Origin of the sequence: Flavobacterium sp. 83, from assembly GCF_000744835.1 — a bacterium.
Taxonomy (GTDB): Bacteria; Bacteroidota; Bacteroidia; order Flavobacteriales; family Flavobacteriaceae; genus Flavobacterium.
In genome coordinates, this window is the sequence record NZ_JQMS01000001.1 from 3556536 (window position 1) to 3582304 (window position 25769).

Annotated in this window: 27 protein-coding genes; 17 read left to right on the top strand and 10 right to left on the bottom strand. The window is 32.2% G+C overall.

Annotated elements, in window-relative coordinates:
- Window positions 1-37: 37 nt before the first annotated feature.
- A complete protein-coding gene (locus tag T410_RS15355) occupies window positions 38-2251 on the top strand; it encodes an FUSC family membrane protein (RefSeq protein ID WP_035673416.1) in 2214 nt (737 codons plus the stop codon).
- A 64-nt stretch (window positions 2252-2315) separates the two neighbouring features.
- On the opposite strand, the gene T410_RS15360 is transcribed toward T410_RS15355, so the two are convergent.
- The 3 genes from T410_RS15360 to T410_RS15370 form a co-directional block, all read right to left on the bottom strand.
- The gene (locus T410_RS15360) at window positions 2316-3812 is read right to left on the bottom strand and encodes a malate:quinone oxidoreductase (protein WP_035673419.1); all 1497 of its coding nucleotides are present in this window, start codon (window positions 3810-3812) and stop codon (window positions 2316-2318) included.
- Window positions 3813-3932: 120 nt separating this feature from the next.
- Entirely contained in the window at window positions 3933-4349 is a 417-nt protein-coding gene (gene ruvX, locus T410_RS15365; protein WP_035673422.1) for a Holliday junction resolvase RuvX, read from the bottom strand.
- Between the two features lie 23 nt (window positions 4350-4372).
- Window positions 4373-5107, bottom strand: coding sequence for a class I SAM-dependent methyltransferase (locus T410_RS15370; RefSeq protein WP_035673425.1), 735 nt, complete (start codon window positions 5105-5107; stop codon window positions 4373-4375).
- Between the two features lie 145 nt (window positions 5108-5252).
- Between T410_RS15370 and T410_RS15375 the strand changes: the two genes are divergently transcribed.
- Genes T410_RS15375 through T410_RS15390 form a run of 4 tightly spaced genes read left to right on the top strand, consistent with a single transcriptional unit; the run spans window position 5253 to window position 8972 of the window.
- The gene (locus tag T410_RS15375) at window positions 5253-6068 is read left to right on the top strand and encodes a 2,3,4,5-tetrahydropyridine-2,6-dicarboxylate N-succinyltransferase (RefSeq protein WP_035673430.1); all 816 of its coding nucleotides are present in this window, start codon (window positions 5253-5255) and stop codon (window positions 6066-6068) included.
- Between the two features lie 36 nt (window positions 6069-6104).
- A complete protein-coding gene (locus tag T410_RS15380) occupies window positions 6105-7085 on the top strand; it encodes a glycosyltransferase family 2 protein (RefSeq protein WP_035673432.1) in 981 nt (326 codons plus the stop codon).
- Window positions 7086-7105: 20 nt separating this feature from the next.
- Window positions 7106-8170, top strand: a complete 1065-nt coding sequence (locus T410_RS15385) for a glycosyltransferase family 9 protein (protein WP_035673434.1) — start codon at window positions 7106-7108, stop codon at window positions 8168-8170.
- Window positions 8171-8201: 31 nt separating this feature from the next.
- Window positions 8202-8972 carry a glycosyltransferase family 2 protein gene (locus T410_RS15390; protein ID WP_035673436.1) on the top strand — a complete coding sequence of 257 codons (771 nt, stop codon included), beginning with the start codon at window positions 8202-8204 and terminating at the stop codon, window positions 8970-8972.
- A gap of 3 nt (window positions 8973-8975) precedes the next feature.
- Here T410_RS15390 and T410_RS15395 read toward each other — a convergent pair whose 3' ends face one another.
- Complete coding sequence (locus tag T410_RS15395) at window positions 8976-9683, bottom strand: lipopolysaccharide kinase InaA family protein (protein ID WP_238567388.1); 708 nt, start codon at window positions 9681-9683, stop codon at window positions 8976-8978.
- Between the two features lie 141 nt (window positions 9684-9824).
- Here T410_RS15395 and T410_RS15400 point away from each other — a divergent pair, with 141 nt between their 5' ends.
- From T410_RS15400 to T410_RS15430, 7 genes are all read left to right on the top strand, one after another.
- Window positions 9825-10895, top strand: a complete 1071-nt coding sequence (locus tag T410_RS15400) for a glycosyltransferase family 1 protein (protein ID WP_035673439.1) — start codon at window positions 9825-9827, stop codon at window positions 10893-10895.
- 160 nt (window positions 10896-11055) lie between these two features.
- Window positions 11056-11625, top strand: a complete 570-nt coding sequence (locus tag T410_RS15405; protein WP_035673442.1) for an L-threonylcarbamoyladenylate synthase — start codon at window positions 11056-11058, stop codon at window positions 11623-11625.
- A 37-nt stretch (window positions 11626-11662) separates the two neighbouring features.
- Window positions 11663-12046, top strand: a complete 384-nt coding sequence (locus T410_RS15410) for a GxxExxY protein (RefSeq protein ID WP_035673445.1) — start codon at window positions 11663-11665, stop codon at window positions 12044-12046.
- 25 nt (window positions 12047-12071) lie between these two features.
- A complete protein-coding gene (locus T410_RS15415; protein WP_035673447.1) occupies window positions 12072-13493 on the top strand; it encodes a CCA tRNA nucleotidyltransferase in 1422 nt (473 codons plus the stop codon).
- A gap of 50 nt (window positions 13494-13543) precedes the next feature.
- Window positions 13544-14566, top strand: a complete 1023-nt coding sequence (locus tag T410_RS15420) for a COX15/CtaA family protein (RefSeq protein WP_035673449.1) — start codon at window positions 13544-13546, stop codon at window positions 14564-14566.
- Window positions 14567-14621: 55 nt separating this feature from the next.
- The gene (locus T410_RS15425) at window positions 14622-15395 is read left to right on the top strand and encodes a CDP-alcohol phosphatidyltransferase family protein (RefSeq protein ID WP_035673452.1); all 774 of its coding nucleotides are present in this window, start codon (window positions 14622-14624) and stop codon (window positions 15393-15395) included.
- 238 nt (window positions 15396-15633) lie between these two features.
- Window positions 15634-15816, top strand: coding sequence for a CsbD family protein (locus T410_RS15430; protein ID WP_035673455.1), 183 nt, complete (start codon window positions 15634-15636; stop codon window positions 15814-15816).
- Between the two features lie 94 nt (window positions 15817-15910).
- On the opposite strand, the gene T410_RS15435 is transcribed toward T410_RS15430, so the two are convergent.
- The 6 genes from T410_RS15435 to T410_RS15460 form a co-directional block, all read right to left on the bottom strand.
- The gene (locus T410_RS15435) at window positions 15911-16666 is read right to left on the bottom strand and encodes a LytTR family DNA-binding domain-containing protein (protein WP_035673457.1); all 756 of its coding nucleotides are present in this window, start codon (window positions 16664-16666) and stop codon (window positions 15911-15913) included.
- Between the two features lie 49 nt (window positions 16667-16715).
- On the bottom strand, window positions 16716-17069 hold the full coding sequence (locus T410_RS15440) for a 2TM domain-containing protein (protein ID WP_035673459.1): 354 nt from the start codon (window positions 17067-17069) through the stop codon (window positions 16716-16718).
- Between the two features lie 16 nt (window positions 17070-17085).
- Window positions 17086-17385 carry a 2TM domain-containing protein gene (locus T410_RS15445; protein WP_035673462.1) on the bottom strand — a complete coding sequence of 100 codons (300 nt, stop codon included), beginning with the start codon at window positions 17383-17385 and terminating at the stop codon, window positions 17086-17088.
- A 37-nt stretch (window positions 17386-17422) separates the two neighbouring features.
- On the bottom strand, window positions 17423-18778 hold the full coding sequence (locus T410_RS15450; RefSeq protein WP_035673464.1) for a histidine kinase: 1356 nt from the start codon (window positions 18776-18778) through the stop codon (window positions 17423-17425).
- 30 nt (window positions 18779-18808) lie between these two features.
- A complete protein-coding gene (locus tag T410_RS15455) occupies window positions 18809-19429 on the bottom strand; it encodes a hypothetical protein (RefSeq protein WP_035673466.1) in 621 nt (206 codons plus the stop codon).
- 206 nt (window positions 19430-19635) lie between these two features.
- Window positions 19636-21795 carry a TonB-dependent receptor gene (locus T410_RS15460; RefSeq protein WP_035673469.1) on the bottom strand — a complete coding sequence of 720 codons (2160 nt, stop codon included), beginning with the start codon at window positions 21793-21795 and terminating at the stop codon, window positions 19636-19638.
- Between the two features lie 140 nt (window positions 21796-21935).
- On the opposite strand from T410_RS15460, the gene T410_RS15465 reads away from it, so the two are divergent.
- From T410_RS15465 to T410_RS15485, 5 genes are all read left to right on the top strand, one after another.
- Window positions 21936-22493 (top strand): sugar O-acetyltransferase, encoded by a 558-nt coding sequence (locus T410_RS15465; protein WP_035673471.1) that lies wholly within the window; start codon window positions 21936-21938, stop codon window positions 22491-22493.
- Window positions 22494-22523: 30 nt separating this feature from the next.
- On the top strand, window positions 22524-22913 hold the full coding sequence (locus tag T410_RS15470; protein ID WP_035673473.1) for a VOC family protein: 390 nt from the start codon (window positions 22524-22526) through the stop codon (window positions 22911-22913).
- A 176-nt stretch (window positions 22914-23089) separates the two neighbouring features.
- Window positions 23090-24370, top strand: coding sequence for a chloride channel protein (locus tag T410_RS15475; protein ID WP_051929462.1), 1281 nt, complete (start codon window positions 23090-23092; stop codon window positions 24368-24370).
- A gap of 6 nt (window positions 24371-24376) precedes the next feature.
- The gene (locus tag T410_RS15480) at window positions 24377-24982 is read left to right on the top strand and encodes an HPP family protein (RefSeq protein WP_035673476.1); all 606 of its coding nucleotides are present in this window, start codon (window positions 24377-24379) and stop codon (window positions 24980-24982) included.
- A gap of 154 nt (window positions 24983-25136) precedes the next feature.
- Window positions 25137-25676 carry a hypothetical protein gene (locus tag T410_RS15485; protein WP_035673479.1) on the top strand — a complete coding sequence of 180 codons (540 nt, stop codon included), beginning with the start codon at window positions 25137-25139 and terminating at the stop codon, window positions 25674-25676.
- Window positions 25677-25769 lie beyond the last annotated feature (93 nt).

Consider the following 25769-nt stretch of genomic DNA (forward strand, 5'->3'; position numbering starts at 1 on the left):
TTCATACAATTCTTACCTTTGTTAGTAATACAATTATATGATTTACAGAATCCGAAAATTTACAGACAGCACTTATTTTAATAATGCATTAAAGGTTACAATAGCATCAGTTATTCCTGTTTTATTATTTTCTTATTTTGATAAATTCGAGATGGGATTTACTATAGCCTTAGGAGCTTTTTTTACGTATCCAAGTGACATTCCAAGTAATTTAAAACATAAAATCAATGGAGTCCTGGTTACTGCTTTTCTAGTTGCCGGCCTCAATTTATTAGTGAATATGACGCATCCATATTCTTGGATCTTCTATCCCTTTTTAGCACTATTAATTTTTTTGTTATCAATGCTTTCTGTGTATGAAAAAAGGGCCACAGCTGTTTCATTCTCGGCGTTACTTGCCGTTTCGTTAGCGTTTGCACATTTGCATACTGGTTGGGAAATGATTCAATATTCAGGATTAATTCTTGTAGGCGGTTTATTCTACCTTCTCATTTCACTTATATTCCATTATTTAAGCCCTAATCGTTACATCGAATTAGAAATTGCCGAATGCATCAAACTAACAGCTAAATATTTAAAACTAAGAGGTGACTTATGGACTATTAATGCTGATAAAAAAGCAATTATTGAAAAGCAACTACATCTTCAGGTGGAATTGAATACCATTCGACAAAACATTAGAGAAGTACTAATTAGTAGTCATACCACTTCAGGTTCTTCTAATCAAAACCGCAAGATGCTTATTGTTTTTATTTCATTGATAGAAATTTTAGAACTTGCCTTATCTACTTCTTTCGATCATGATAAACTACATCAAAAATTTGATGACCATCCAAAGGTGCTGCTAACCTATCAAAGGTTAGCATACAATCTTGCAACAAGTTTAAAACAAGTATATAAAAGTGTACAAAACCGAACTAAATATATTTCTAAACATAATTTACTTGGAGATCTAAATGCTTTACAAGTTGCAATCACAGAATACGAAAATGACTTAGGAAAAGGTGCCGCTTCCGAAGGCGTTTATATGCTGACAACCATGCTTCAATATGCGGAAAAACAAGTTGAAAAAATAAAAATTGTAGAACGCGCCTTCACTTTAGCTATTAATTCATTGGATTTCAAAGGAAAAGACAAAGACTTAGAAAAATTTCTGACGCCACAATATTATCCTTTGAGTACATTGATTGAAAATCTGAGTTTCTCTTCTACGATTTTCAGACATTCACTACGAATAACTACAACTATTTTGATTGGTTTTATTATTGGTAATGTACTACCTTTTCACAACGTATATTGGATTTTGTTGACTATCATAGTTATCATGCGACCTGGATATGGCTTAACCAAACAACGTTCTTTCCATCGAATTTTCGGGACCATTTTAGGCGGATTAATTGCATTTGGAGTCCTTACATTTATACACAACAGCATTGTAATAAGCACATTATCCATCCTTTGTATGCTTTTAGGATTTTCCTTTACACAAACAAATTATAAAGTTAGCGCTACATTTGTAACAATGTATATTGTTTTTATCTATGGAATATTAACTCCAAATATTAGTGATGTGATTCAATATAGAATTCTGGATACTATTGTTGGGGCAGCTTTAGCTTTTTTTGCCAATCACTTTTTATGGCCTTCATGGGAGTTTTTAAATATTCCCATTTATTTAGAAAAATCCATAAAAGCAAATGAAAATTATCTGAAAGAAATCTCTGTGTTTTATAATAAAAAAGGGACTATTTCTACTTCGTACCGATTGGCCAGAAAAAATGCTTTTATAGAAATAGGTAATTTAATGGCTTCTTTTCAAAGAATGGTTCAAGAACCTAAATCAAAACAAAAACAACTACCACAAGTATACAAACTGGCCATACTTAACCATTCCTTACTATCCGCTTCAGCATCTTTGGGAACTTATATCCAATCACACAAAACGACATCAGCTTCTGAGGCATTTAATGTTGTGGTTGACACTGTAATAAAAAACCTGGATAATGCAATTGCGCTTTTGAAAGAAAATGATTCAGATATAAAAGAAAGCCTTCCAAAAGAAGATTTAGCGATGCGTTTTACAGAGTTAAAAAACATTCGAGAAAAAGAATTAAAAGCAGGAATTCCTATTGATGAAGAAGCATTTCAATTGAAAATGCAGGAAGCACAATTAGTTATAGAACAATTAATCTGGTTGACTAATTTATCCGAAAATATAGTAAAGACTACAAAAGAATTAATGCAATCTTAAACAAAAAAGCACTGAAATTAGATTCTTACTCTAACTTCAGCGCTTTTATTTTATTGAAAAATATCTAATTATTCAGTTTTAAAATTTCAGCGGTATCTTTTCTGATTTCGTCTAATAAAGCTGGATTTGCATTTAAAGCTACACCATAAGACGGAATCATTTTTTTTAATTTTTCCTGCCATTCCGGTGTCCCAATTTCGTCTTTAAAACATCTGCCAACCAAATCTACCATTATAGAAACTGCCGTTGAAGCTCCAGGAGAAGCACCCAGTAAAACAGATAATGAACCATCGGCTGTAGTGATTACTTCGGTACCAAATTCTAATATTCCACCTTCTTTTTCGTCTTTCTTAATAACTTGAACACGTTGTCCTGCACGTTCTAATTTCCAATCTTTAGATCTTGCACCCGGAACATATTCTCGTAATGCATTTATTCTATCTTTTGGTGATTGGCGTACTTGCTCAATCAAATACTTTGTAAGTGGAATATTTTTAATCCCAGCCGCAATCATAGGGATGATATTGTCTGGTTTTATAGATAATGGTAAATCCGAATACGATCCATTTTTTAAAAATCGAGTAGAAAAACCTGCAAAAGGTCCAAAAAGCAATGCTTTTTCACCATTTATCATTCGGGAATCAATATGCGGCACCGACATAGGTGGCGCACCAACACTGGCTTTACCATAAACTTTAGCCTGATGTTTTGCAATCACTTCAGGATTCGTACATTTTAGCCATTGCCCACTAACTGGGAAACCACCAAAACCTTTTCCTTCAGGGACATCTGCTTTTTCTAATAATGGTAAGGATCCACCACCAGCTCCAATAAAAACAAATTTAGTATATGCTTTTCTTTTTTGGCCTGTAGCCAAATCTGTAATTTTTATTCTCCAAGATTTATCCTCACGTTGTTTTAATTTTTGAACTTCGTGATGAAAATGCATGGTAACACCATCCAATTGCGTCAAATAATTGAACATGCTTCGGGTTAATTCTCCAAAATTCACATCCGTACCAATCGCCATAGAAGTTGCAGCAACTTTCTCAGATTCATCTCTACCCTCCATAACTAGAGGCATCCATTCCTTTAACTGAGAAAAATCAGTACTATAAAGCATTTCTTTAAAAAGTGGATTCGCATGTAAAGCGTCATACCTTTTTTTAAGATATGCTACATTTTTTTCACCCCAAACAAAACTCATGTGTGGAATACTTTTTATAAAATTTTCAGGAGATGAAACTTTTTTCTGTTGGACTAAATAAGCCCAAAATTGACGAGAAACTTCGAAAGATTCTGCAATACTGATCGCTTTTTTGGGACTTATACTTCCATCTTCACTTTCAGGAGTATAATTAAGCTCACAAAAAGCAGAATGTCCAGTTCCGGCATTATTCCATGCATCAGAACTTTCAGCAGCAGCAATATCTAATCTTTCGTAAATTTCAATTTTTATATCTGGTTGTAATTCTTTAAGGATTAAGCCAAGTGTGGCGCTCATTATTCCAGCTCCTATAAGAACTACATCACTATTTGAACGAATGGTTGTATCAGGCATAACAAAATTTTAAAACGCAAAGATACTTTATAAAACCATAAAAATTATAACAAATAATTGTTAAAAAGTAGGAAATCACGAAAACATTATATTCCTTTTACGGCCTTAAAGACAAAGCTTTTAAAATACTTTTCGATTCAAATAATCCTGAAGCATTATCGTTGCCGAAATCTCGTCAATAAGTGCTTTATTTTGACGTTTTTTTTTGTTCAGACCACTGTCAATCATAGTCTGAAAAGCCATTTTTGAAGTAAACCGTTCATCTACCCTGATGACTTTCATATCTGGAAAATGATTAGTGAAATGCGTCACAAAACCTTTAATAATAGAAGCACTTTCTGAAGGTTCGCCATTCATTTGTTTAGGTTCACCAATAAGGACCGCTTCCACTTTTTCTTTGGCAAAATAATCCTTCAAAAAAGCAATGGCTGTTGTAGATGGAATTGTAGTTAAACCCGAAGCTATGATTTGCATTTCATCCGTAACAGCGATTCCTGTTCGTTTCTGTCCGTAGTCTATAGAGAGAATTCTTGGCATTTTTATATTTTTTTCAAAGGTAGCTATTTTACTTTTCCAATTCTCAGCAACCACGGAAATACCACTTTTTTATCATTTTTTTGCCAAGAAATTTTCAACTCATCATAAATCAAGTCCAAAGGATTTTTATTCTTTTTCGAAATGTAATGTTGTGTTGCCGACCATGTTTCCAGATATCCAATAAGTTCTTCAAAAGTCCAAGTAAAATGATTTTCGAAAGATTGTGCAACTATTTCATCAAATGGAAATGGAATCGTTTTATAATTTTCATCCAAGTATTTTCGTTCTACATCCCAATACGGACCTACTATATTAGAATAAAAATTTCGCAGTATTTTATCTGAATCTGTGTTGGTAGAAAACAATCCATATCCTAATACGGCAAAGATTCCGTCTGGTTTTAATATTCTATAGATTTCTTTATAAAACAAATCAAAATCAAACCAATGAACTGCTTGTGCTACCGTAATAAGGTCAAATTTATGATCACCAAAAAAAGTATCTTCTGCAGCTGCCACTTTATAAATGATATTCTGAGCTGAAATAGCATTGGCTAATTGGTTCTGGCTAATATCAATTCCATAAACCGTTTTAAAAAAGCGAGAAAGTTTGTGTGCCACTTGCCCATTTCCAGTTGCTATATCAAGTGCAATATCCTTATTATCGACAAATGACACTAAATAATCAATCATTTCATCTGGGTATTGTGGTCTGAATTTTGAATATTCAGAAGCTTGTTTTGAGAAATTATCTTTCATTGTACAAAGATTTTCAATTATTGATCAAATTTACAACATTTGAAAATTATTAAAAACACTACAAGTTAAATCTGTAACATTTTGAAATCAATTTACCTTTTTGCTTTTCGTTAAAAAACATATCTTTGTCAAAAATCTAATTAAAATGAATCCATTACAAACTATTATAGAGCAAGCTTGGGAAAACCGTGCTTTGTTACAAGAAACAACAACAACTGATGCTATCAGAGCAGTTATTGAATTATTAGATACCGGAAAATTACGTGTTGCTGAACCCGTTGGTGAAGGATGGCAAGTAAACGAATGGGTTAAAAAAGCGGTAGTAATGTACTTCCCTATTCAAAAAATGGAAACATTAGAAGCCGGTATTTTCGAATACCATGATAAAATGTTGCTAAAAAGAGATTATGCTACAAAAGGAGTTCGTGTAGTTCCTGGAGCATCTGCTCGTTATGGTTCTTACATTTCAAGTGGTGTAATCATGATGCCAAGTTATGTAAACATTGGTGCTTATGTAGACGAAGGAACTATGGTAGACACCTGGGCAACCGTAGGAAGCTGTGCTCAAATTGGTAAAAACGTACATTTAAGTGGTGGTGTAGGAATTGGTGGTGTTCTTGAACCATTACAAGCTGCTCCGGTAATTATTGAGGACGGTGCTTTTGTAGGTTCTCGATGTATTGTTGTTGAAGGAGTTCATGTTGGTAAAGAAGCAGTTCTTGGTGCCAATGTTTGTTTGACAGCCTCTACAAAAATTATTGATGTAACAGGAGATACTCCAGTTGAAATGAAAGGATATGTTCCTGCTCGTTCTGTTGTGATTCCTGGAAGTTATACTAAAAAATTCGCTGCTGGTGAGTTCCAAGTGCCTTGTGCTTTAATTATTGGAACCCGTAAACCTTCAACTGATTTGAAAACATCATTGAACAATGCTTTACGCGAATATGACGTAGCTGTATAATCCGTTTTCGTTTAAAAATCTTTATAAAAAGACCTATTGGATATTTCAATAATTATTGTCAATTACCGTGGTTGGAAAGCCTTAGACGAATGTTTAGCATCTATTGATGCAATTAGTTCAAAAACATTCACATTCGAAGTTATCATTGTTGATAATTTTTCTAATGACGGACAATTTGACTTTTTCAAACAAAAATATTCCAAGTTTACATTTATAGAAAATTCAGGTAATAATGGTTTCTCAAATGGTTGCAACTTTGGTGCGAGCATTGCTACGGGAAACCATTTCCTTTTTTTAAATCCAGATACAAAACTTACTCTTGAAGCCTTGGAAACACTATTCCAAACCGCTGTTTCACATCCTGAAATTGGAATTTTGTCTTGTTTACAAATAAATGAAAACGATGTTTTTTACAAACAGAATAATTTATTTCCGGCTTTTGGACGCTTTTTCGGAATCTCAAGGTCCCTTTTTAGAAAACGAAATAAAGCAAAACTGGAAAAACGTTTCAACAACACTGCGGATTTGTTTTACCCTGATTGGGTTACCGGAGCGGTCATTTTCATAAGCCGGGAATGGTTTATAAAAATTAAAGGTTGGAACGAAGATTACTGGTTGTATTTTGAAGATGTTGATCTTTGTAAAAAGGTTTTTGATACTGGAGGAAAAGTTGCCGTTACTCGAAAAGCTACTATTTTTCATCAACACGGTGGTGCCTCACGATTAAATGTCAAGACTAAAGCACTTACAAAAACCGAAGTGATTATTTCTAAACACGTTTACATCAGCAATCAATTTTCAATAGGAATACAACTCTATTTGCATTGTTTATTGATTTTAGGAGTACTTAGTGAGAAGATAATTTTATCGTTTTTAAGCCTGTTTTTGTTTTTTATTCCAAAATTAAAAGTAAATCGGTTGATGCTTAAAAATCTATCCGTTTATTATTTTAATGCAATACAAAAGCAAACCTGGATTAGTCCTCGTGCAATGAATTACTTGAAAACAAAAGCATAATTTTTTCAAATTTACTCTGAATGAAAATACTTGTAATTCAACAAAAAATGATTGGAGATGTTTTAGTAAGCTCCATATTGTGCGACAATTTGCGTAAAGCCTATCCAAAAGCGCAAATTGATTATATGGTTTACGAATCTACAATTGCTGTTTTACAAGGAAATACAAGTTTTGACAATCTCATAATTTTTAAAGAAAAACATCAGAAAAGTAAATGGGAATATTTTAAATTATTGAAATCTATTCGTGCTGAAAAATATGACATTGTAATTGATGCGTATTCCAAATTAGAAAGCTGGCTCGTTGTATTATTTTCGGGTGCAAAACAAAAAATATCGTATTGGAAAAAAGGGAGAGACTTTCTTTATACCGATACTATAAAAAGACAAAAAACATCCAATACTAATTTAGGTTTAATAATTGAACAACGATTAGCATTACTAAATCCTTTGCATCTTGATATAGAATTAGAAACATTTCCCAGAATTCAAGTTACAAAAGAAGAGAATGATTTTGCTGCTTCACTTTTCGAATCGCATGGAATAGACCAATCCAAAAAAACGATTATGCTCAGCATAATTGGAAGCAGTAAAGACAAAACCTATCCGCTGGAATACATGTCGCAATTAGTAGATTTCATTGCAGACAAAAGCGATGTGAATATTCTTTTTAATTATTTTCCAAAGCAAATTGAAGAGGCAAAAACAATCTATAATGGCTGTAAAGAAAGCACAAAAAAGAAGATTTATTTTTCTGTTTTAGGGAAAAATATCCGAGAGTTCATTGCTATAATGAACCATTGTGATATGATAATTGGAAATGATGGTGGGGCAATAAATATGGCAAAAGCATTAGAAAAACCCTCATTCATTATTTTTTCACCTTGGATTGATAAAAAAGGATGGGCTACTTTTGAAGATGGAATTAATCATATTTCACTACATTTAAGAGAGTTCAAACCAAATTTATTTGAAGTTAAAACAGCTAAAATAATAAAAAAAGAAACCATTTTGTTTTACAATGAATTTACTCCAGAGTTAATTTATCCTGCATTAAATGCTTTTTTAGAAACACATTTGAAATAATGCTGTACTTTTGAAAAACAGCTAATAATCAATGAAATACAATCACAACACTAAAATTTCGGTTTTAATAATTACATTAAACGAAGAAAATCAGATGAAAGCCCTTTTGGCAGATTTGGATTTTGCTGACGAGATTATTGTTGTAGATTCATTCAGTACCGATAATACAGAGGTTATTTGTAAATCATTCGAAAACATAAAATTTATTCAGAATAAATTTGACAATTATTCTTCTCAAAGAAATTTTGCTATTTCGCAGGCAAAAAATGACTGGATATTATTTTTGGACGCAGACGAAAGATTAACACCTGAATTAAAAAATGAAATCTTAGTTACCGTAAAAAATAACGAAACATCCGCTGCCTTTCTTTTTCGAAGAACTTTTATGTTTGAAAACAAAATATTGCATTTTAGCGGGAATCAAAGTGATAAAATATTTAGGCTTTTCCATAAAAATCATGCTGAATATACTTCGGAAAAACTAATTCATGAAAAATTAAAAGTAAACGGAAAAATTGGCATCTTAAAAAACAAACTCATTCATTATTCCTATGCTAATTATGATTCTTATAAGTTAAAAATAATTCGTTACGGAAAATTCAAGGCTCAAGAAAAATTTATAAAGAAGCAAAAAAAATCCAATCTACTCCACCTTCTGCATCCAACCTATAATTTCTTGTACAATTATTTTGTTCGTTTGGGTTTTCTTGACGGAAAAAAAGGAGTTATTATTTGTTATCTGAATGCCTATTGCATTCATATTAGATACACGGAACTAAATAAACTTTGGAAAAAAAAATAATTATTATCTCCAAAATAAGAGTTTCTTTTTTCGGGCTATTTTCCTGTGAAATTTCATCTGAAAATCATTCGTATAAAAACACATTTTACTAAAAACTTCTTCGTAGTCCTTATTATAAAGTTTCGCATACTCTTGACTCATTACAGCCAACATTTCTATTTTTGGCGTAAGCCTATGAAAATTTTTCATGCGAGCATCAAAATCCATTACATTATGAAAATTCATTCGGTTTAAATCTACCAAGAAAAATTCATACTGATTTTTAGAACTTTTTTTAATCAATGTATTTCCTGGGGAATGATCGAGAAATTCAATCCCTTTTTCATGCAAATCGAAAGTAAACTGAGTAAACTGTCTCAATATATTATTGTGATCTGGATACTCAGGGTCTAAAACTAATTCTCTAAAAGTCAACTCCGCTTCAAGGTGCTCACTGATATAATAACTATTTTCTAACCCGGAAAATTTGAAATTTTCAGCATAAGCAATGGGTTGTGGCGTTCCAATTCCGTTTTCCAGTAATTTATTGGCAAATTCGTAAGAACGTCTCGCTTTAGATTTTCTGAAATATTTATATGCAATTTTATTTATGAGGTGAGGAATCTTAAACGATTTGATGTTAATCGTTTTTTCTTCTAAATCAAATAGTTTTATTTTATTTCGGTTTCCATCACCAAAAAGAGTTCCATTTGAATTAAAATTTTCAATCATTGTCAATAAATTTGACTTGCTTTTTAGAAAATGAGAGTGAATATTTATTTGCATCAATACATTATAAGTGTAAACAAAAGTAGGTATTGCATTTTATTTATCCAATTTAAGGTTTACTTTTACTTCGTCACAATGCTATTTATGTCAAAAACTGTATTTTTAGAAACACACAACCTTAAGAATAAGGCAACTGGATTAGGAACTTTTAATTACGAGCTGATTAAAGGTTTATACCAATTAGAATTTAATGATTTAGAATTAACTCTAAATACCAAAAACCCAGAAATTCTTGAGAAAGAATTTGGAAATAAATTTAGCTATCATAAATACACTAATTTATCACGCCACAGTCTTTTTAGAACTCGCAAAAAACATGATTTATGGCATTCTGTAAATCAAAATACAAAAGTAGAACCTTATCGAGTCAATAAATATTTACTTACTATTCATGATGTGAATTTTGTGGAGGAAATTTCATCTGACATGAATCATAAAGCTAATAAACTGTTTCTTGCAAAATTAGAAAAAACTACAGCGATTACATACATATCCGAATTTGCAAAAAAACAAACCCATCAGTATTTTAATGTTCCTAATGTTCCTGAATATGTAATTTATAATGGAAATCCCATCACGACTATTTTAGACACTTCTACATTTATTTCTAAAATCCCTTTAGACAAACCTTTCTTATACTCTATAGGTGATTTTTTAGAACGAAAAAACTTCTTGTCAATAGTGAGAATGATGATTCATGTTCCTGATTTCAATTTGATTATATCTGGAAACAACGATAAATCATACGGAATTGAAATAGCAAAATTCATCACAGAAAACAACCTAAAAAATCGCGTTTTTCTTACTGGAAAAGTAGACGATATTGCAAAACAATTTTATTTATCAAAGTGTTATGCTTTTCTTTTTCCTTCCATTCGCGAGGGTTTTGGACTTCCACCAATTGAAGCAATGCATTTTGGCAAACCCATTTTCTTATCCAATAAAACCTCCTTACCCGAAATAGGCGGTGAACATTCTTATTATTGGGATAATTTTGACCCTGAATACATGAAAACCATACTATTTGAAGGTTTAAACCATTTCTACAACAATCAAGATATGATGGAATCATTAATGAAAGAAAGAGCCGCGAGTTTTAATTGGAAAAATGCAGCAGCAGATTATTTAAAAGTCTATGAGAAGTGTCTTTTCTAAAAACTTTATTCTACAAAAAAGTAAAATCTATTTCATTTACATTCAAAAAGTAACGTTGAAAAATATTTGGATTGCAAACCACAAATGAAGTATTTTTGCACCTTGGAAGCGAGAAGAGTAATTTTATATAAATACTTAGTAAGCTCTCTAACTTAAAAATATGGAAAACATCAACGAAGAAGTACACAAAGCCTACGAAATAATAAAAGAAGGTGGAATAATCCTCTATCCTACTGACACGGTTTGGGGAATTGGTTGTGATGCCACAAATCCTGAGGCTATTGCCAAAATATATAAGCTGAAGCAAAGAGCCGAAACCCAAAGCATGATTGTTTTGATGAATGGCGAAAAAATGATGTACAATGTTTTTAAAGACATTCCTGAAGTAGCTTGGCAAATCATTGATTTATCCGAAAATCCTACGACTTTAATACTAGATAAACCCAGAAATGTGGCTACTAATATAATTGCTCCAGATAACACTTTAGGAATCCGAATCGTAAAAGAACCGTTCTGTTTTAAATTATTGGAAAAGATGAAAAAACCATTGGTTTCAACATCAGCCAATATTTCGGGAAAACCTACTCCAATTGCCTTTAAAGATATTAGTCCTGAAATTATAAAAGGTGTTGACTATGTTGTAAATTTGAACCGTGAAAAAATTAGCGGAAAGCCGTCAACAATAATTAAACTTACGAATGACTCACAGGTAAAAGTGATCCGTAAATAGTTTTTTTTACCGCTAATTCGCTAATTTATTTTTAAAAATGGATGATTTAATTTACAAAGAAGAATGTTATAAAATAGTTGGGCTATTGTATGAAGTCCACAAAAATCTTGGTAAAGGTTTTTCTGAAATAGTTTACAAAGATGCATTGGAATTTGAATTTAATGAAAATAGCATTCCTTATGAAAGGGAAAAAGAATATACTGTTAAATATAAAAATTCAATTTTAAAACATAAATTTCATGCAGATTTTATTATTCACAATAAAATAATTCTCGAAGTAAAAACCGTTGCATGTTTTAACAATGACCATTACAATCAATGCTTAAATTATCTGAAAATTTCTGAAAACAAACTTGCAATATTGGTCAATTTTAATCTATCCTCTTTAGAATACAAACGTATCGTTGATACCAAAAAATAATTAGCGAATTTGCGGTAAAAAAAATATGAACTACAAATCAGCCTTAAATAATAAAATTTTCGAAGTCATTTCTCAAGCTTCCCAAGAACTTAACGTTGACAGTTATGTAATTGGAGGTTTCGTGAGAGATTTACTTTTGAATAGAGATTTCAAAAAAGATATTGACATTGTTGCCGTGGGCAGCGGAATCGAATTAGCTTTGAAAGTATCTCAGTTACTGCCTAAAAAACCAAAAGTTCAGGTTTTTAAAACGTATGGAACAGCAATGTTACGTTTTGAAGATACTGAAATTGAATTTGTGGGTGCTAGAAAAGAATCTTATAATCTGGATAGTCGTAATCCAATTGTTGAAAATGGAACATTGGAAGACGATCAAAACCGTCGTGATTTTACGATAAACGCTTTGGCCTTATCATTAAACGTTTCAAATTTTGGCGAATTATCGGACCCATTTAATGGACTGGAGGATTTAAAAAATAAAACAATCAAAACACCTTTGGATCCGGATATTACTTTTTCTGATGATCCTTTGAGAATGTTGAGAGGAATACGTTTTGCAAACCAATTGGGTTTTGAAATAGAAGAAAACTCTTTGAACTCAATCACAAAAAATGCGGAACGAATTAAAATTATATCTGGCGAACGCATTGTTGATGAACTGAATAAAATTCTTTCAACAGACAAACCTTCTATTGGATTTTTGCTTTTGTTCAAAACAGGGCTTTTAGATATTATCCTACCAGAATTGACTGCTTTGAATCAGGTAGAAGAAATTGAAGGCCACACGCATAAAAACAACTTTTACCATACCTTAGAAGTAGTTGACAACATTTGTCCGCATACAGATGACGTCTGGTTGCGCTGGGCTGCATTATTACATGATATTGGGAAAGCGCCAACAAAACGTTTCAATAAAAAACAAGGCTGGACGTTTCATGGGCATGAGTTTTTAGGCGGAAAAATGGCAAAAAAAATCTTTGAACGTTTGCATATGCCGTTGAACCAAAAGATGAAATTTGTTCAAAAAATGGTCATGATGAGTTCACGGCCGATTGTTTTATCCCAAGATACTGTTACAGATTCAGCTGTACGTCGTTTAGTTTTTGACGCTGGCGAAGATGTTGAAAATCTAATGACGCTATGTGAAGCCGATATTACTACCAAAAACCCTAGCAAGTTCAAAAAATACCACCAAAATTTTGAAATTGTTCGAAAGAAAATTGTAGAAGTAGAAGAACGCGATCATGTCCGTAATTTCCAACCGCCTATAACAGGAGAAGAAATCATGGAAATTTTCAATATAAAACCATCCAAAGAAATTGGAATGCTTAAAGAAGCAATCAAAGAAGCAATATTAGAAGGAGAAATTCCTAATGAATATCAGGCTGCTTATGACTTTATGTTAAAAAGAGCCAATAAAATTGGACTAAAGATTAACGCTTGTTGAATTAAAGATTAATTGTTTTTAAAATATCTTTGCAAAAATTAGTTTCAAAAATGAAAAAAGAGAATAAGTCAGTTATTATTTGGTTGCTTTCAGGATGCTTTTTAATATTTTTAATGGTTGTTGTTGGCGGAATCACACGGCTGACCAATTCAGGTCTTTCCATGACCGATTGGCACTTAGTCACTGATACCTTACCTCCTCTTTCGGATGCAAAATGGCAGGAAGCTTTTGAAAAATACAAGCAATTTCCAGAATATCAAAAAATAAATATTCATAACGATTTTACCCTTTCAGATTATAAATTCATCTATTTCTGGGAATGGTTTCACCGCTTTATTGGACGCATCCTAGGTTTTGTTTTCATCATTCCATTTGTTTATTTTTTAAGTAAGAAAAAAATTGACCGCGAAACACTAAAAAAATGTTACATTCTTCTGGGAATGGGTGCTTTCCAAGGTTTTCTTGGTTGGTTTATGGTAAAAAGTGGCTTAGTAAACGACCCAGACGTAAGTCATTTTAGACTTGCATTACATTTGACTTTTGCATTTATCACATTTGCTTATTCCTTTTGGGTTGCTCTGGATTTACTATATCCAGAAAAGAAAAAAATTGAAAAATCATTACGAACTATAGCTCGCGTAGCATTAGCTTTTTTATTGTTACAAATTATATACGGCGGCTTCGTTGCTGGTTTAAATGCCGGTTTAATTCACAATCACTGGCCTTTAATGAGTGACGGACAATTTATTCACGATAGTGTTTTTCTTGAACAAAAAAATCTGTTTTTGAGCTTTACTGAGGGAAAAAGCGGCGTTCAATTTGTACATCGAACATTTGCTTATTTTGTGGTTGGTATGATTGTTTTATTGTATTTCAAAAGCATTAATTTTACTTTAGACAAAGCACAAAACAAAGGAATTAAATTGCTTTTAGTATTAGTTTTCGTTCAGTTTGGATTAGGAGTATTTACCTTATTATATGGAGTCCCTTTATGGTTAGGGCTCTTACATCAGGTAAGCGCTTTTTTCTTATTGACAGCAATGACTTTTACTTTACATCGATTATCAAAATAATTTTTTTACTATTAAACCTGACTATATTGTCGCATTTCTTTGTTCATAAACTTAAATGTCTAAACTTGCTGCTCAAGATAAATTTTTAGATTTATCCGATTACGGAAGACCCTTTGGAAAATTCTTAGCCAATAAATTAAAGAATACCAGATTTACTCCCATTCATGTTACGCTGCTTTTTGGACTTTCAGGTCTTATTGCGATTTACTGTATTTTACAAAATCATTACTTTTTAGCAGGTTTTTTTATCATCCTGAAATCAGGAATTGATGCTGCCGATGGCGAACTGGCAAGGATAAAAAACACCCCTTCTTACACCGGAAGATACCTCGACAGTGTTTTTGATATTATCTTAAACTTCTTACTTTTTATGACGCTTTGTTATGTCTCAAAAACAACAATCGGGTTTACTATTTTAGCATTTATTGGCATACAATTGCAAGGAACTTTATACAATTATTACTATGTAATTTTAAGAAATAAATCTGTTGGAGGAGATTCTACCAGTAAAATTTTCGAATACAAATCACCCCGAGCTTTGCCTGGAGAAAGCCAAAAATCAGTTGATATTTTGTTCCAAATTTATACCATTGTCTACGGCACTTTTGACAAAATAATTCACACACTTGATAAAGAGGCATACAAGGTGAAAACATTTCCAAATTGGTTTATGACCTTACTTTCAATATACGGGCTAGGGTTTCAATTGTTGATAATTGCCATTATGCTACCTCTTAATTTAATCGAATACATTGTTCCGTTTTTTATTCTTTACACTTTGTTTATCTTTTTGCTAATTGGCATCAGAAAGACTCTTTTAAAGGCCTAAACCCATCATAGACATAATCTATACACAAACGATATTTTACTAAATACCAACAACTTAATAAAGGTCACTTTACTTTTAAATTCAAATACATTTCGACATTAAATTATTTACAATAATAATCTAATTAGATAACAATTACCAAAAATTAAACAACAAACCTTCTTAATTGTGTAATAGTTTTTCCTCTTTCAATCACCAAATTTGTAAAAGAAATAATATCAATTTAAAACTATCCGTTATGCCAAATTCAACAGAGATTAAAGGAAATTACAATGAATTGAAAGGTAAACTTAAACAAAAGTTTGCTGAACTAACAGATGACGATGTGTTATTTGAAGAAGGAAAAGAAGATGAAACTTGGGGCAAATTGCAACAAAAATTAGGCAAAACTGAAAAAGAAATCAGATCCTTATTTGAATAATTTCAAAGTCTAAGAAATTACTAAAACTGTTTCAAAAACCTAAACTAAACTTTTTCCAAATCGGATTTTATTTAAGGTTTTGAAACAGTTTTTTTCATCCAATCCAAGTTTTAAAATCAGATACTTTCTCTCGACTCACGATTACCTCATCGGGAGTATAAGACGGCAAAATAACTTTCAATCGGGAGTTACTATACAATACAATTTCTTTGATTGCTTTAAGTGGAATTATGAATTTTCGGCTCACTCTAAAAAAGTCTTTAGGATCTAATTCTTGTTCCAAAAGTTCCAAAGTATTTTCGATTAAATAATTTCTATTATCAAAAGTATGAATGTATGTTCCTTTATTTTCACTAAAAAAACACTCTACTTCATCAATAGAAATAACTTTCAAATGTTGCCCGATTTTTACTGTAAAACGTTTTTTATAATTTTTTTCAAATGGGTTCGTCAACATTCTTTTGATTTGTTCAAAATCCAATTGCAATGTTTCTTGTTTTGGCAAACGAGTTTTAAACTTAGAAACTGCCACTTCCAAATCATCCTCATCAATGGGTTTCAAAAGATAATCAATGCTGTTTAATTTGAATGCTCGCAACGCATATTCATCATAAGCAGTTGTGAAAATTATAGCACTTTTGATAGCGACTTTTTCAAAGATTTCAAATGACAAACCATCCGACAATTGAATGTCTAAAAAGATCAAATCAGGATGTTCATTTTTAGAAAACCAATCAATAGATTCTTCTACTGAATGCAGCATCACTCCTACTTGAATATTTAGCTTTTCAAGTTTTCTTTGAAGTAATCTGGCAGCAGGTTTTTCGTCTTCAATTATTATTGTGGTCATGTAATTTTGTATCGTTTATTTTAGCATTTGGTTAACTGAAAACTCATTTTTATTCCCATTTTTCACTTTTTTCTTTTTCCATTAATTCTTGGATTTTTTTCTCTTCCCAGTTTGCACCAAAAAATATATTTCTTCCAAAAACAGATAATCCATGAGCTAGCAATCCGATTCCCCAAAATAATGCCGTTGAAAAAGTTTCCCAACGCCAGAATATTTCATCATCAATCAAACTTTTGTTAGAACTTGAAATAACTATAAATGCATTTACAATTATATAAACCAATAGATGAACATAAAATCCTTTGATTCTTTTTACTCTTTTGTAAGCTAAATTATAACGTTCGTCCGGATTATATGTTTCCGTATTATAATCATTTAGCCGTCTATCTCTAAATCTTCCCATCTCTATAAATATTAAATTATTCCCAAGTTTCTTTGTTCTCTTTTTCCATAAACTCCTTAATCTTTTTCTCTTCCCAGTCCTTCGTTATAAAAGGCATGCATTTAAAAACCTTGAGACCGTGAAAAATAACCCCAATTCCCCACCACAGCAAAGGCCAGTAAAACCATAAATGATCCGGCGATGTTTTTAAATTTAAAATAATCAATCCTATATTTACTACAATATAAGAAATTAAGTTGCTGTAAAACCCTTTTATATCTTCTACTTGCTTTTTTGCTATATAATAGCGTTCCTCGTTCAGATGCTTATTTTCCATACTTTTTTATAATTTATTCCAGACTTAAAATCAAAAACTATTTCCAAGATTTTTTTTCGTCTTGCCTTTGCAAAATCTCTTTAATTTTCCTTTCTTCCCAACGAGAACTATATCCAAAAACCTTTAGAGCGTGCATAACCAATCCAAAGCCCCAACCTGCAGCCGAAAACCAGAACCATTGAAATTGAGGCGAATATGTTAGGTTAATAAATATCAAAAGTGGGATGACACAACAATAAGAAATCAAGTTCCCATAAAATCCTTTGAGTTCTTCAACACGTTTTTTAGCTCTGTAATAGGCTGTATTTTCACTAAAATTGGCACTACTTTCCATAACTGAAATTTGCTTCGTTAAAATGGGTATTTTAACGGTAAAGGTTTTTTCATTTTGCTCAATCAATACTTTTCTATTGGTAATAATCCCATAACGATTGATGATATTTTGCAATCCTACACCCTGGCGATCCTGCAACACTTCTTTCTTTTGAAAATCGTTTTGCACAGCAAGATAGTCCCCTTCTATTGTTATGCGAATGTGTAACGGTTTTTGTTCACTAACCGCATTGTGTTTTACCGTATTCTCCAATAAAAGCTGCAAAGAAAGCGGCACAACTTTGGCTTCTGGATTTATAATCGAAATTGGCAATTCATAAAACAAGCTATTTTCAAAGCGCATTTTAAGCAGGTTCATATAGGTTTTGGCAAAAGCCAACTCTTCTTCAACTGAAACCAGCTCCTTATCTTTTTGTTCCAATACATACCGATAAATTTTCGACAATGAAGTCGTAAATCGTTGTGCATTATCAGGATTTTCTTCAATTAAAGAGCTTAAAACATTCAAACTATTGAAAAGAAAATGTGGGTCAATCTGGTTTTTTAAACTTTCAAATTTTGCCGAAGCTGTTCCTGCAATTATTTTTTGTTGTGTTACTTCTTTTCTTGATGCCTGTTTCCAATTGGCCATGAAACTCCGTGCATGCATGAAAGTCGAAACCCCCAATGAAAGTATGATGTAAAATAAATGAACCCATATCATTCTGTCATTAAAAAACTCACTTGGATTCATTTTTTGAAAAATCACAAAAGTGATATAATCAATCCCTAAAACAACCGGAACCGTATACAAAACCGTAGCAATTATTCCGAAATACACTCTCAAATTAGTATGCTCCAGCCAATCCCATTTTTTATCCAATAAAGAATTTATTACTCCATTTCCAAAGCCTATTCCAAAAGAATACAACGAACTTACCCAAAAAGTAGTGATAACCGTTTCAAAATCAAAACGCCCCTGAATTAAAGAAAATACAAAAGTGAAAATCAATGCAATTTTAAGGGAGATAATTGTTCCCTTTTTAAATTCTGTGTAGGTATGTATTCTTTGATTTCCCATTTTAACTTTAATTTTATTATCTAGCAAATCTTATTTACAGTTTTGCAATGCTGCTGTCGCTCTATCCAATCCCCATTTTGGAGAGAAAGGAGTTTCTGGTTTAAAAGTAGCAAAAAGTCCGATTGATTTTTCAATTTGTGCGCACAAAGGTTTGGTGTCAATTCCAGTCCATTTTGCTCCGCCTATTTGAAACTCAGCTTTACCAAAAACTACTCTTGGGTTTTCTGGTGCAATTGCTTCCGCTTTGGCATACAACTCCATTGTTTTTCCTGATAATTTCATTCCGTTTGTCATTGGATCAAAAACAATCCAAGCGGTATTTACCATGGCTTGCATCACTAACAATTCTGCATTATTTGGATTTTTCACCATTTCAATATCCAATGCATTTTGAGCTTTTGTCAGTAACAAATTCATTTTGTCTTTATCCTGTGTTCCAAAAGCGGTAGTTGTATTTACTAATGCAACATAATAATTAGGTAACCAACTTGTTTTTTCTGCTCCTGCAATTCTTTCGAATAAATCAGAAGCCTCTGTATTTTTTCCTGCTGCCCAAAGCCCGAATGCTTTTCCCATTCCTTGCTCAAATTGCCCTTGCGCAGATAATAAACTACATACAAAAAATGCGATTGTGGTGATAACTTTTGTCATACTATTTATTTTTTTAGTTGTTGATTAATTGTTTACCAAATTTACATTGGCACTACCTTTTTTAAAATTTATACTTACTGAACTGTTGATTTTAACGGATGAATTGTTCTTTGAGTCGAAAGCCGTAAAGTCGAAAGTCATAAAGTTGAAGAAATTCACGAGAATGTGGACTTTAGACCTTTGACTTTAAAACCTTATTACCAATTTTAAAGATTCTTTAACTGATTGTCTTTATTATCATTACTAATCGTCCAAAAGAACCCAAGAAAGAAAAACCGATCCGCTGTTGGTGTAATTGCTGTCCTGTTATAAACTCCTTTGGCATCCGGATTTTTTGCGTAATCGTAACCATACACATTTTGACTCCCTAAAACATTCGAAACCGAGAAATACAAAATCTTTTGAGTTGTCAATAAATAAGCCCAATTAAAACTCAAACTGTTATACGATTTTGTTTTGCCATTCATGAACTTCGTTTCGTTTGGATTGTTATACGGTCGTCCTGAACTGTATGAATTAGTAAATCCAATTTGTGATTTCCAATCGTTTATCCAATATTTCGTAACAATAGACAAACTATGATCCGCAACAAAATTAGGCGTGACTTGAGAACTAAAGTTTTTGTAATCGCGCTCTGTATCAATGTATGAATACGAAACCCAATATTCTAAGTTTTTAATTGATTTCCCGTCTCTCCAAAACAAATCCAATCCTTTAGCATAACCGGAACCGTTATTGTTAAACACCGAATTGTATTGTATTGCTGGCGTATCATATTTCACCAAATTACTGTAATCTTTATAATAAGCCTCTGCCCTGAAGGTTTTTCCGTTTTTATTGTATTGATAATTCAAAATATAATGTGACGCTTTCTCACTTTCAAACTGATGAAACTTGGAGTATTTGATGTAGTCCACATTTGGCGTTTGTGAAAAATCACCATAAGCTAATGAAAGCTGACTGTTTTTAGCCATTTTGTAAGCCAATGAAACTCTAGGAGAAATAGCACTTTCACTTAACAAATCATTGTATGAAGCTCTCAATCCTGCTTTTGCAGCAAACTTTTTGGAAAAGAAAACATCAACTTCGGTGTAAATGGCTCCGATATTTGAATTATATCCGTTGGTATTTGTAGTTCCTAAATTCTCCTTTAAATCCTCATTGAATTTGGTTATAAAATAATCCGTTCCAAAACATAATTTTACTCTTTCAGAAAAACGCTTAGTTAATTTTAATTTCAAATGGGCTGCGTTTTCATCATTTGCAACAGCATCTGAATCCAATTTTATTTTATTTTTACTTAAACCATAACTCAAACCTGAAGCAATTTGCCAATTATTTCCAAAACCACCTTTATAGGATGAATTAAAATAAAAATTATTGTTATTTAAATCCACTCGTAACTTTTGTGGAGAATTAATGTTTTCCTGATTAAGATCAAATTTTGAGGAATCAAAAGCAGCATATAATTTTAATATTCCGTTATTGAAGTTATATCGATATACAGTTTCCCCAGATAAAGACTGGTAGGGACTATTCCAGTCTACATTTTGAGGAATTACTGCTTGATACGGAGCCAAGTTGATATACGCGGTATTCACACTCAAAGAGCTTTTTTTCCATTTTTGAGTATTCCCAACTCCTAAACCAACGGTCATCAATGAAATTTCGGTTTTGTTTTGGTCGGGTTCATCCTGTGTGTTCAATAACAAAACGCTGGATAGAGCCTCCCCATATTCAGCAGAATAGCCACCTGTAGAAAATGCTATTCCATTAAACAGAAATGGGGAAAATCGTCCTCGAGTTGGTAAATTTTGAGCAGAAGCGCCATACGGTTGCGCTACGCGAATCCCATCTACAAAAGTTTGTGTTTCATTTGCCTCGCCACCACGAACAAATAATCGACCGTCTTCACCTACATTTTGCGTTCCGGGTAAGGTTTGCAAAGCCGCGATAATATTTCCTGCCGAACCCGCAGTTGTAACAATATCCAGCGGTTTCAATACCGAAACTCTTGCTTTATCACCTGCTTCTAAATTACCTGCGGTAATTATTACAGCATCTAGCGCATTGACATTATCTTTTAATTTTATAGTTTTATTTACAAAACTGGAAACATCGATTGTCATTTTTGTAGTTTCATATACTAGGAAACTCACCACCAAAGTTTGATTCCCAGTTGTAGTAGTTATAAATGTGAAATCACCCGTTTCATTACTGGAACTACCGTCATAAGTTCCTTCGATAAAAATGTTGGCTCCAGCTATAGGTTTTCCTTTTTCGTCAACTACTTTCCCAGAAAGAATTGTTTGAGAAAACAGCGTTACAGAGAACAACAAAAGGGTAAGAGTATAAATAAGCTTCATATTTTTTTGATTTTTGATGAAGCAAATATATTTCGGGAATTAAAATCATAAAACTATAATTAACTGAACTGTTGAATTTACAGGATGAGTTGTAATCATTCGTAATTTCTTTTATATTTACGCAGATTAGATTCCATTTTATGAAAACAGAAAAAGAAAAAATGATTGATGGAGAATATTATCTGGCTGGAGATCCTGTTTTAGTAAAAGACAGGCGAAGGTCAAAAAATCTACTTCACAGATTAAATGTTACTGAGTATAGAGTAACCAAAAAAGCACGAGAAATACTAAAAGAATTAATCCCTAATGCGGGAGCTAATCTATATATTGAGCCTCCATTTTTTTGTGATTACGGGTACAATATCCATTGTGGCGAAAATGTGTATTTCAATGTGAATTGCGTTGTTTTAGACTGCAGCAAAGTAATCATTGGTTCTAATGTACTATTTGCTCCAGGCGTTCAACTATATACGGCATCACATCCACTTGATGCTGAACTGAGAAAAACTCATGAAAATGCACTACCCATAACTATTGGAGACGATTGTTGGATTGGCGGTAATTCTGTTATTTGCCCCGGTATAACAATAGGAAATGGATGCGTGATAGGTGCAGGCTCCGTAGTTACAAAAGACATTCCTGACAATTCACTTGCGGTGGGAAATCCTGCAAAAGTGATCCGTAAATTAAATCAATAATACAAATCATAAAGCTAATTCAAGAATATTATGTTACATCTAAATAAAGTCCATCACATTGCTATTATTTGCTCCGATTATCAAAAATCTAAAACATTCTATACCGATATTTTGGGTTTAACAATTATTCGGGAAATTTACCGTGAGGAAAGAGAATCCTACAAACTGGATTTGGCTTTGAATGGCATTTACATCATTGAACTTTTCTCCTTTATAAATCCACCATTGCGTCCGTCAGGACCAGAAGCTACTGGATTACGTCATTTAGCATTTGAAGTAAATGATATTGATCAAACAATTGCTTTTTTAACTTCAAAAAACATTGCATCTGAAGCGATACGATTAGACCCAACAACAAATAAACGGTTTACTTTTATTGCTGATCCGGACAACCTCCCGATTGAATTTTATGAAAAATAAGTCCGTTTTAAGCTACCTAAAAAACATATTTCACAAAGAAATCATAAAAAATAATGATTATTTAAATTTTTCAATTCAAGTTTGACATACTTTCTTTAAATTTGTAATTCTCTTAGAAGCGGTATTTTTCAATTATTTATTTCATTTGAAAATACCGTTTGAAAAACATTTCTTAAATGAATACTACAACTCGAATTAAAAAAAATTATCAATTCATAAAATTCCAAAAATTAGTAATTGTTGCTGTTCTAATAGGTTTTCTTTCGGCATTTTTAGGAATTTCATTAAAAAAAATAACCGAATATTACGAAGAGATCTTTTTTCATCAAACTACTTTAAACCCAATATTCATTATCGTTTTTCCGGTTTTTGGTCTGTCCATCATCTATTTTCTCAGAGAATATCTTTTTAGAAAAAAAGAAAACAAAGGGATTAAAGAAATTTTTGAAAGCACGAATTCAAAATCCAAGAACTTACCTAATTATAAAATTCCATCCCATTTTATCAACGGATTATTAACGGTTGTTTTTGGTGGATCTACAGGAATTGAAGTTTCTACCGTAGTAGCTTCGGCAACTATTGGTTCTGTGGCCCAAAGAAAACAAAACGTATTCAGACAATACAAAACTGAATTGATTTGTGCAGGAGTTGCTGCAGGAGTTACCGCTTTATTCAGTAGTCCAATTGCTGGAATACTTTTTGCAATTGAAGTCATTTCCAAAAAAGTAACACGAGCTTTTTTAATCAGTAATTTAATTGCGGTTGCTATAGCTTTTGGACTTGTTTTTTTATTGGATGAAAAACCTTTATTTGCCGTAGCTATTACAACTTGGCATTTAAGAGCGATTCCCTATTTTATCCTTTTAGGGATTTTAGCAGGTATCAATTCCGTCTATCTCACTCGTTGTGTTTTATTGTTTAAATCTCAATTTTCAAAAATAAAAATTCATTATTATAAAATCCTGCTAGGTTCGCTAATCCTTAGTATTTCGTTATTCTTCTTTCCACAACTTTATGGAGAAGGATATCATGCCATCAAGGGGATTTTTGTTCATTCGAATGACGTGACATTATCATTTTCATTGGTACTGACATTTATTGGAATCATACTCTTAAAACCAATAGTAACATCGGCAACACTTGCTTCAGGAGGTGACGGAGGTGTTTTTGCGCCAAGTCTTTTCATTGGATCCTTTTTAGGATTACTTGTTGCTTTACTTTTAAATACCTATTTAAATGCTAATGTAATCCCTGTAAACTTTATGGTTATTGGAATGGCTGCAGTTTTAAGTGCCAGCATTCACGCTCCTTTTACTGCGATTTTCTTAGTTTGTGGGTTAACAAATGATTATACTTTATTTCTTCCCATTTTGGTTGTTTGTCTTATTTCAAAATACACTGCAAAAATGATTTATCCATTTACGGTATACTCCTATTCTGCCAGTTTATCAAAATAATAGTTTATGCCAATTGAAAAAATAAAAAGAAATTATCGCAAAACTAAATACATTCTGTACAAAGAAACGCTAGTTGATTTCAAAGAACATTTTTGGGCTTTTCTGGGTTCGTTTATTGGAATAGGATTGATTGCTTATATGCAATCCAAAACACTACTGCATTCGGATGTGGTTTTTTTGATTGGATCTTTTGGCGCTTCTAGTGTTTTGGTTTATGGTGCTATCCAAAGTCCATTAGCACAACCCCGAAATCTTATTGGCGGTCATCTTGTATCAGCAATTGTAGGAGTTACAGTAGCAAAATTTGCGCCCGATATTTTATGGATCAGTGCTCCACTTGCTGTATCAATTTCAATTGTTTTGATGCAAGTAACTAAAACGCTACATCCCCCAGGTGGAGCCACTGCATTGATTGCCATAATCGGTTCTCCTAAAATTACAAGTCTTGGATATTGGTATGTGTTGTATCCGGTTTTGAGTGGCACAATTATTCTTTTGATTGTCGCTTTAATTTTCAATAATATAACTACTAATAGATATTATCCTAATCACAAAAAATATCACATCATTCGAAAAAGGATCAAAAATAAATTCAAAAGTAGCTTGTCCTAATTTCTAAAAGACATTACTGTTTTAGAAATTAGGACTATCAACCGCTTACAATCTTATAGCATTATACTCAAAAATCTTATCAACAAAACTGAAAGCTCAAAGGTAAAATCTAAAATTATATTTTACCTTTGAGCTTTCAATAAAAACAAAGATTATGGTTTATAAATTTAGAGTAATTCTGGACGCGGAAGAAGATGTTTTTAGAGACATTGCAATACTTGAAGACGATACTTTAGAAGATCTACACAATGCTATCTTTAATTCCTTTGGTTTTGACGGGATGGAAGTGGCATCTTTCTATACTTGTGACGAAACATGGAATCAAGAAGATGAAATTTCGCTTTTTGATACTGGAGATATTCCGGGTGAACAAAAAGTAATGAGCGATTATCAATTATCGGACATTTTAGATAAACAAAATACCAAAATTATCTATGTGTATGATTTTATCAATATGTGGACTTTCCTAGTAGAATTGGCCGCTATTGAAGACCAAGTTCTTGGCAATTTATATCCTGAAACGATATTTTCTCATGGTGAAATGCCTGATGAAGCGATGGAAAAAAACTTTGAATCAGATAGTGCCGATGACTATAATGATGAATTTGAAGATGGACTTGATGAAGATGACTTAGACATGTTTGAAGGAGATGATAGTTTTGAAGACTATGGGTTTGAGGAAAATTGGAATTAAATAACTAAGCGACTAAGTATTAAGAGCCAAGATGAAAGACTTAAAAAGTGTCATTTATCTTGGCTCTCTTATCTAAAATAAAAAAATAAAAAA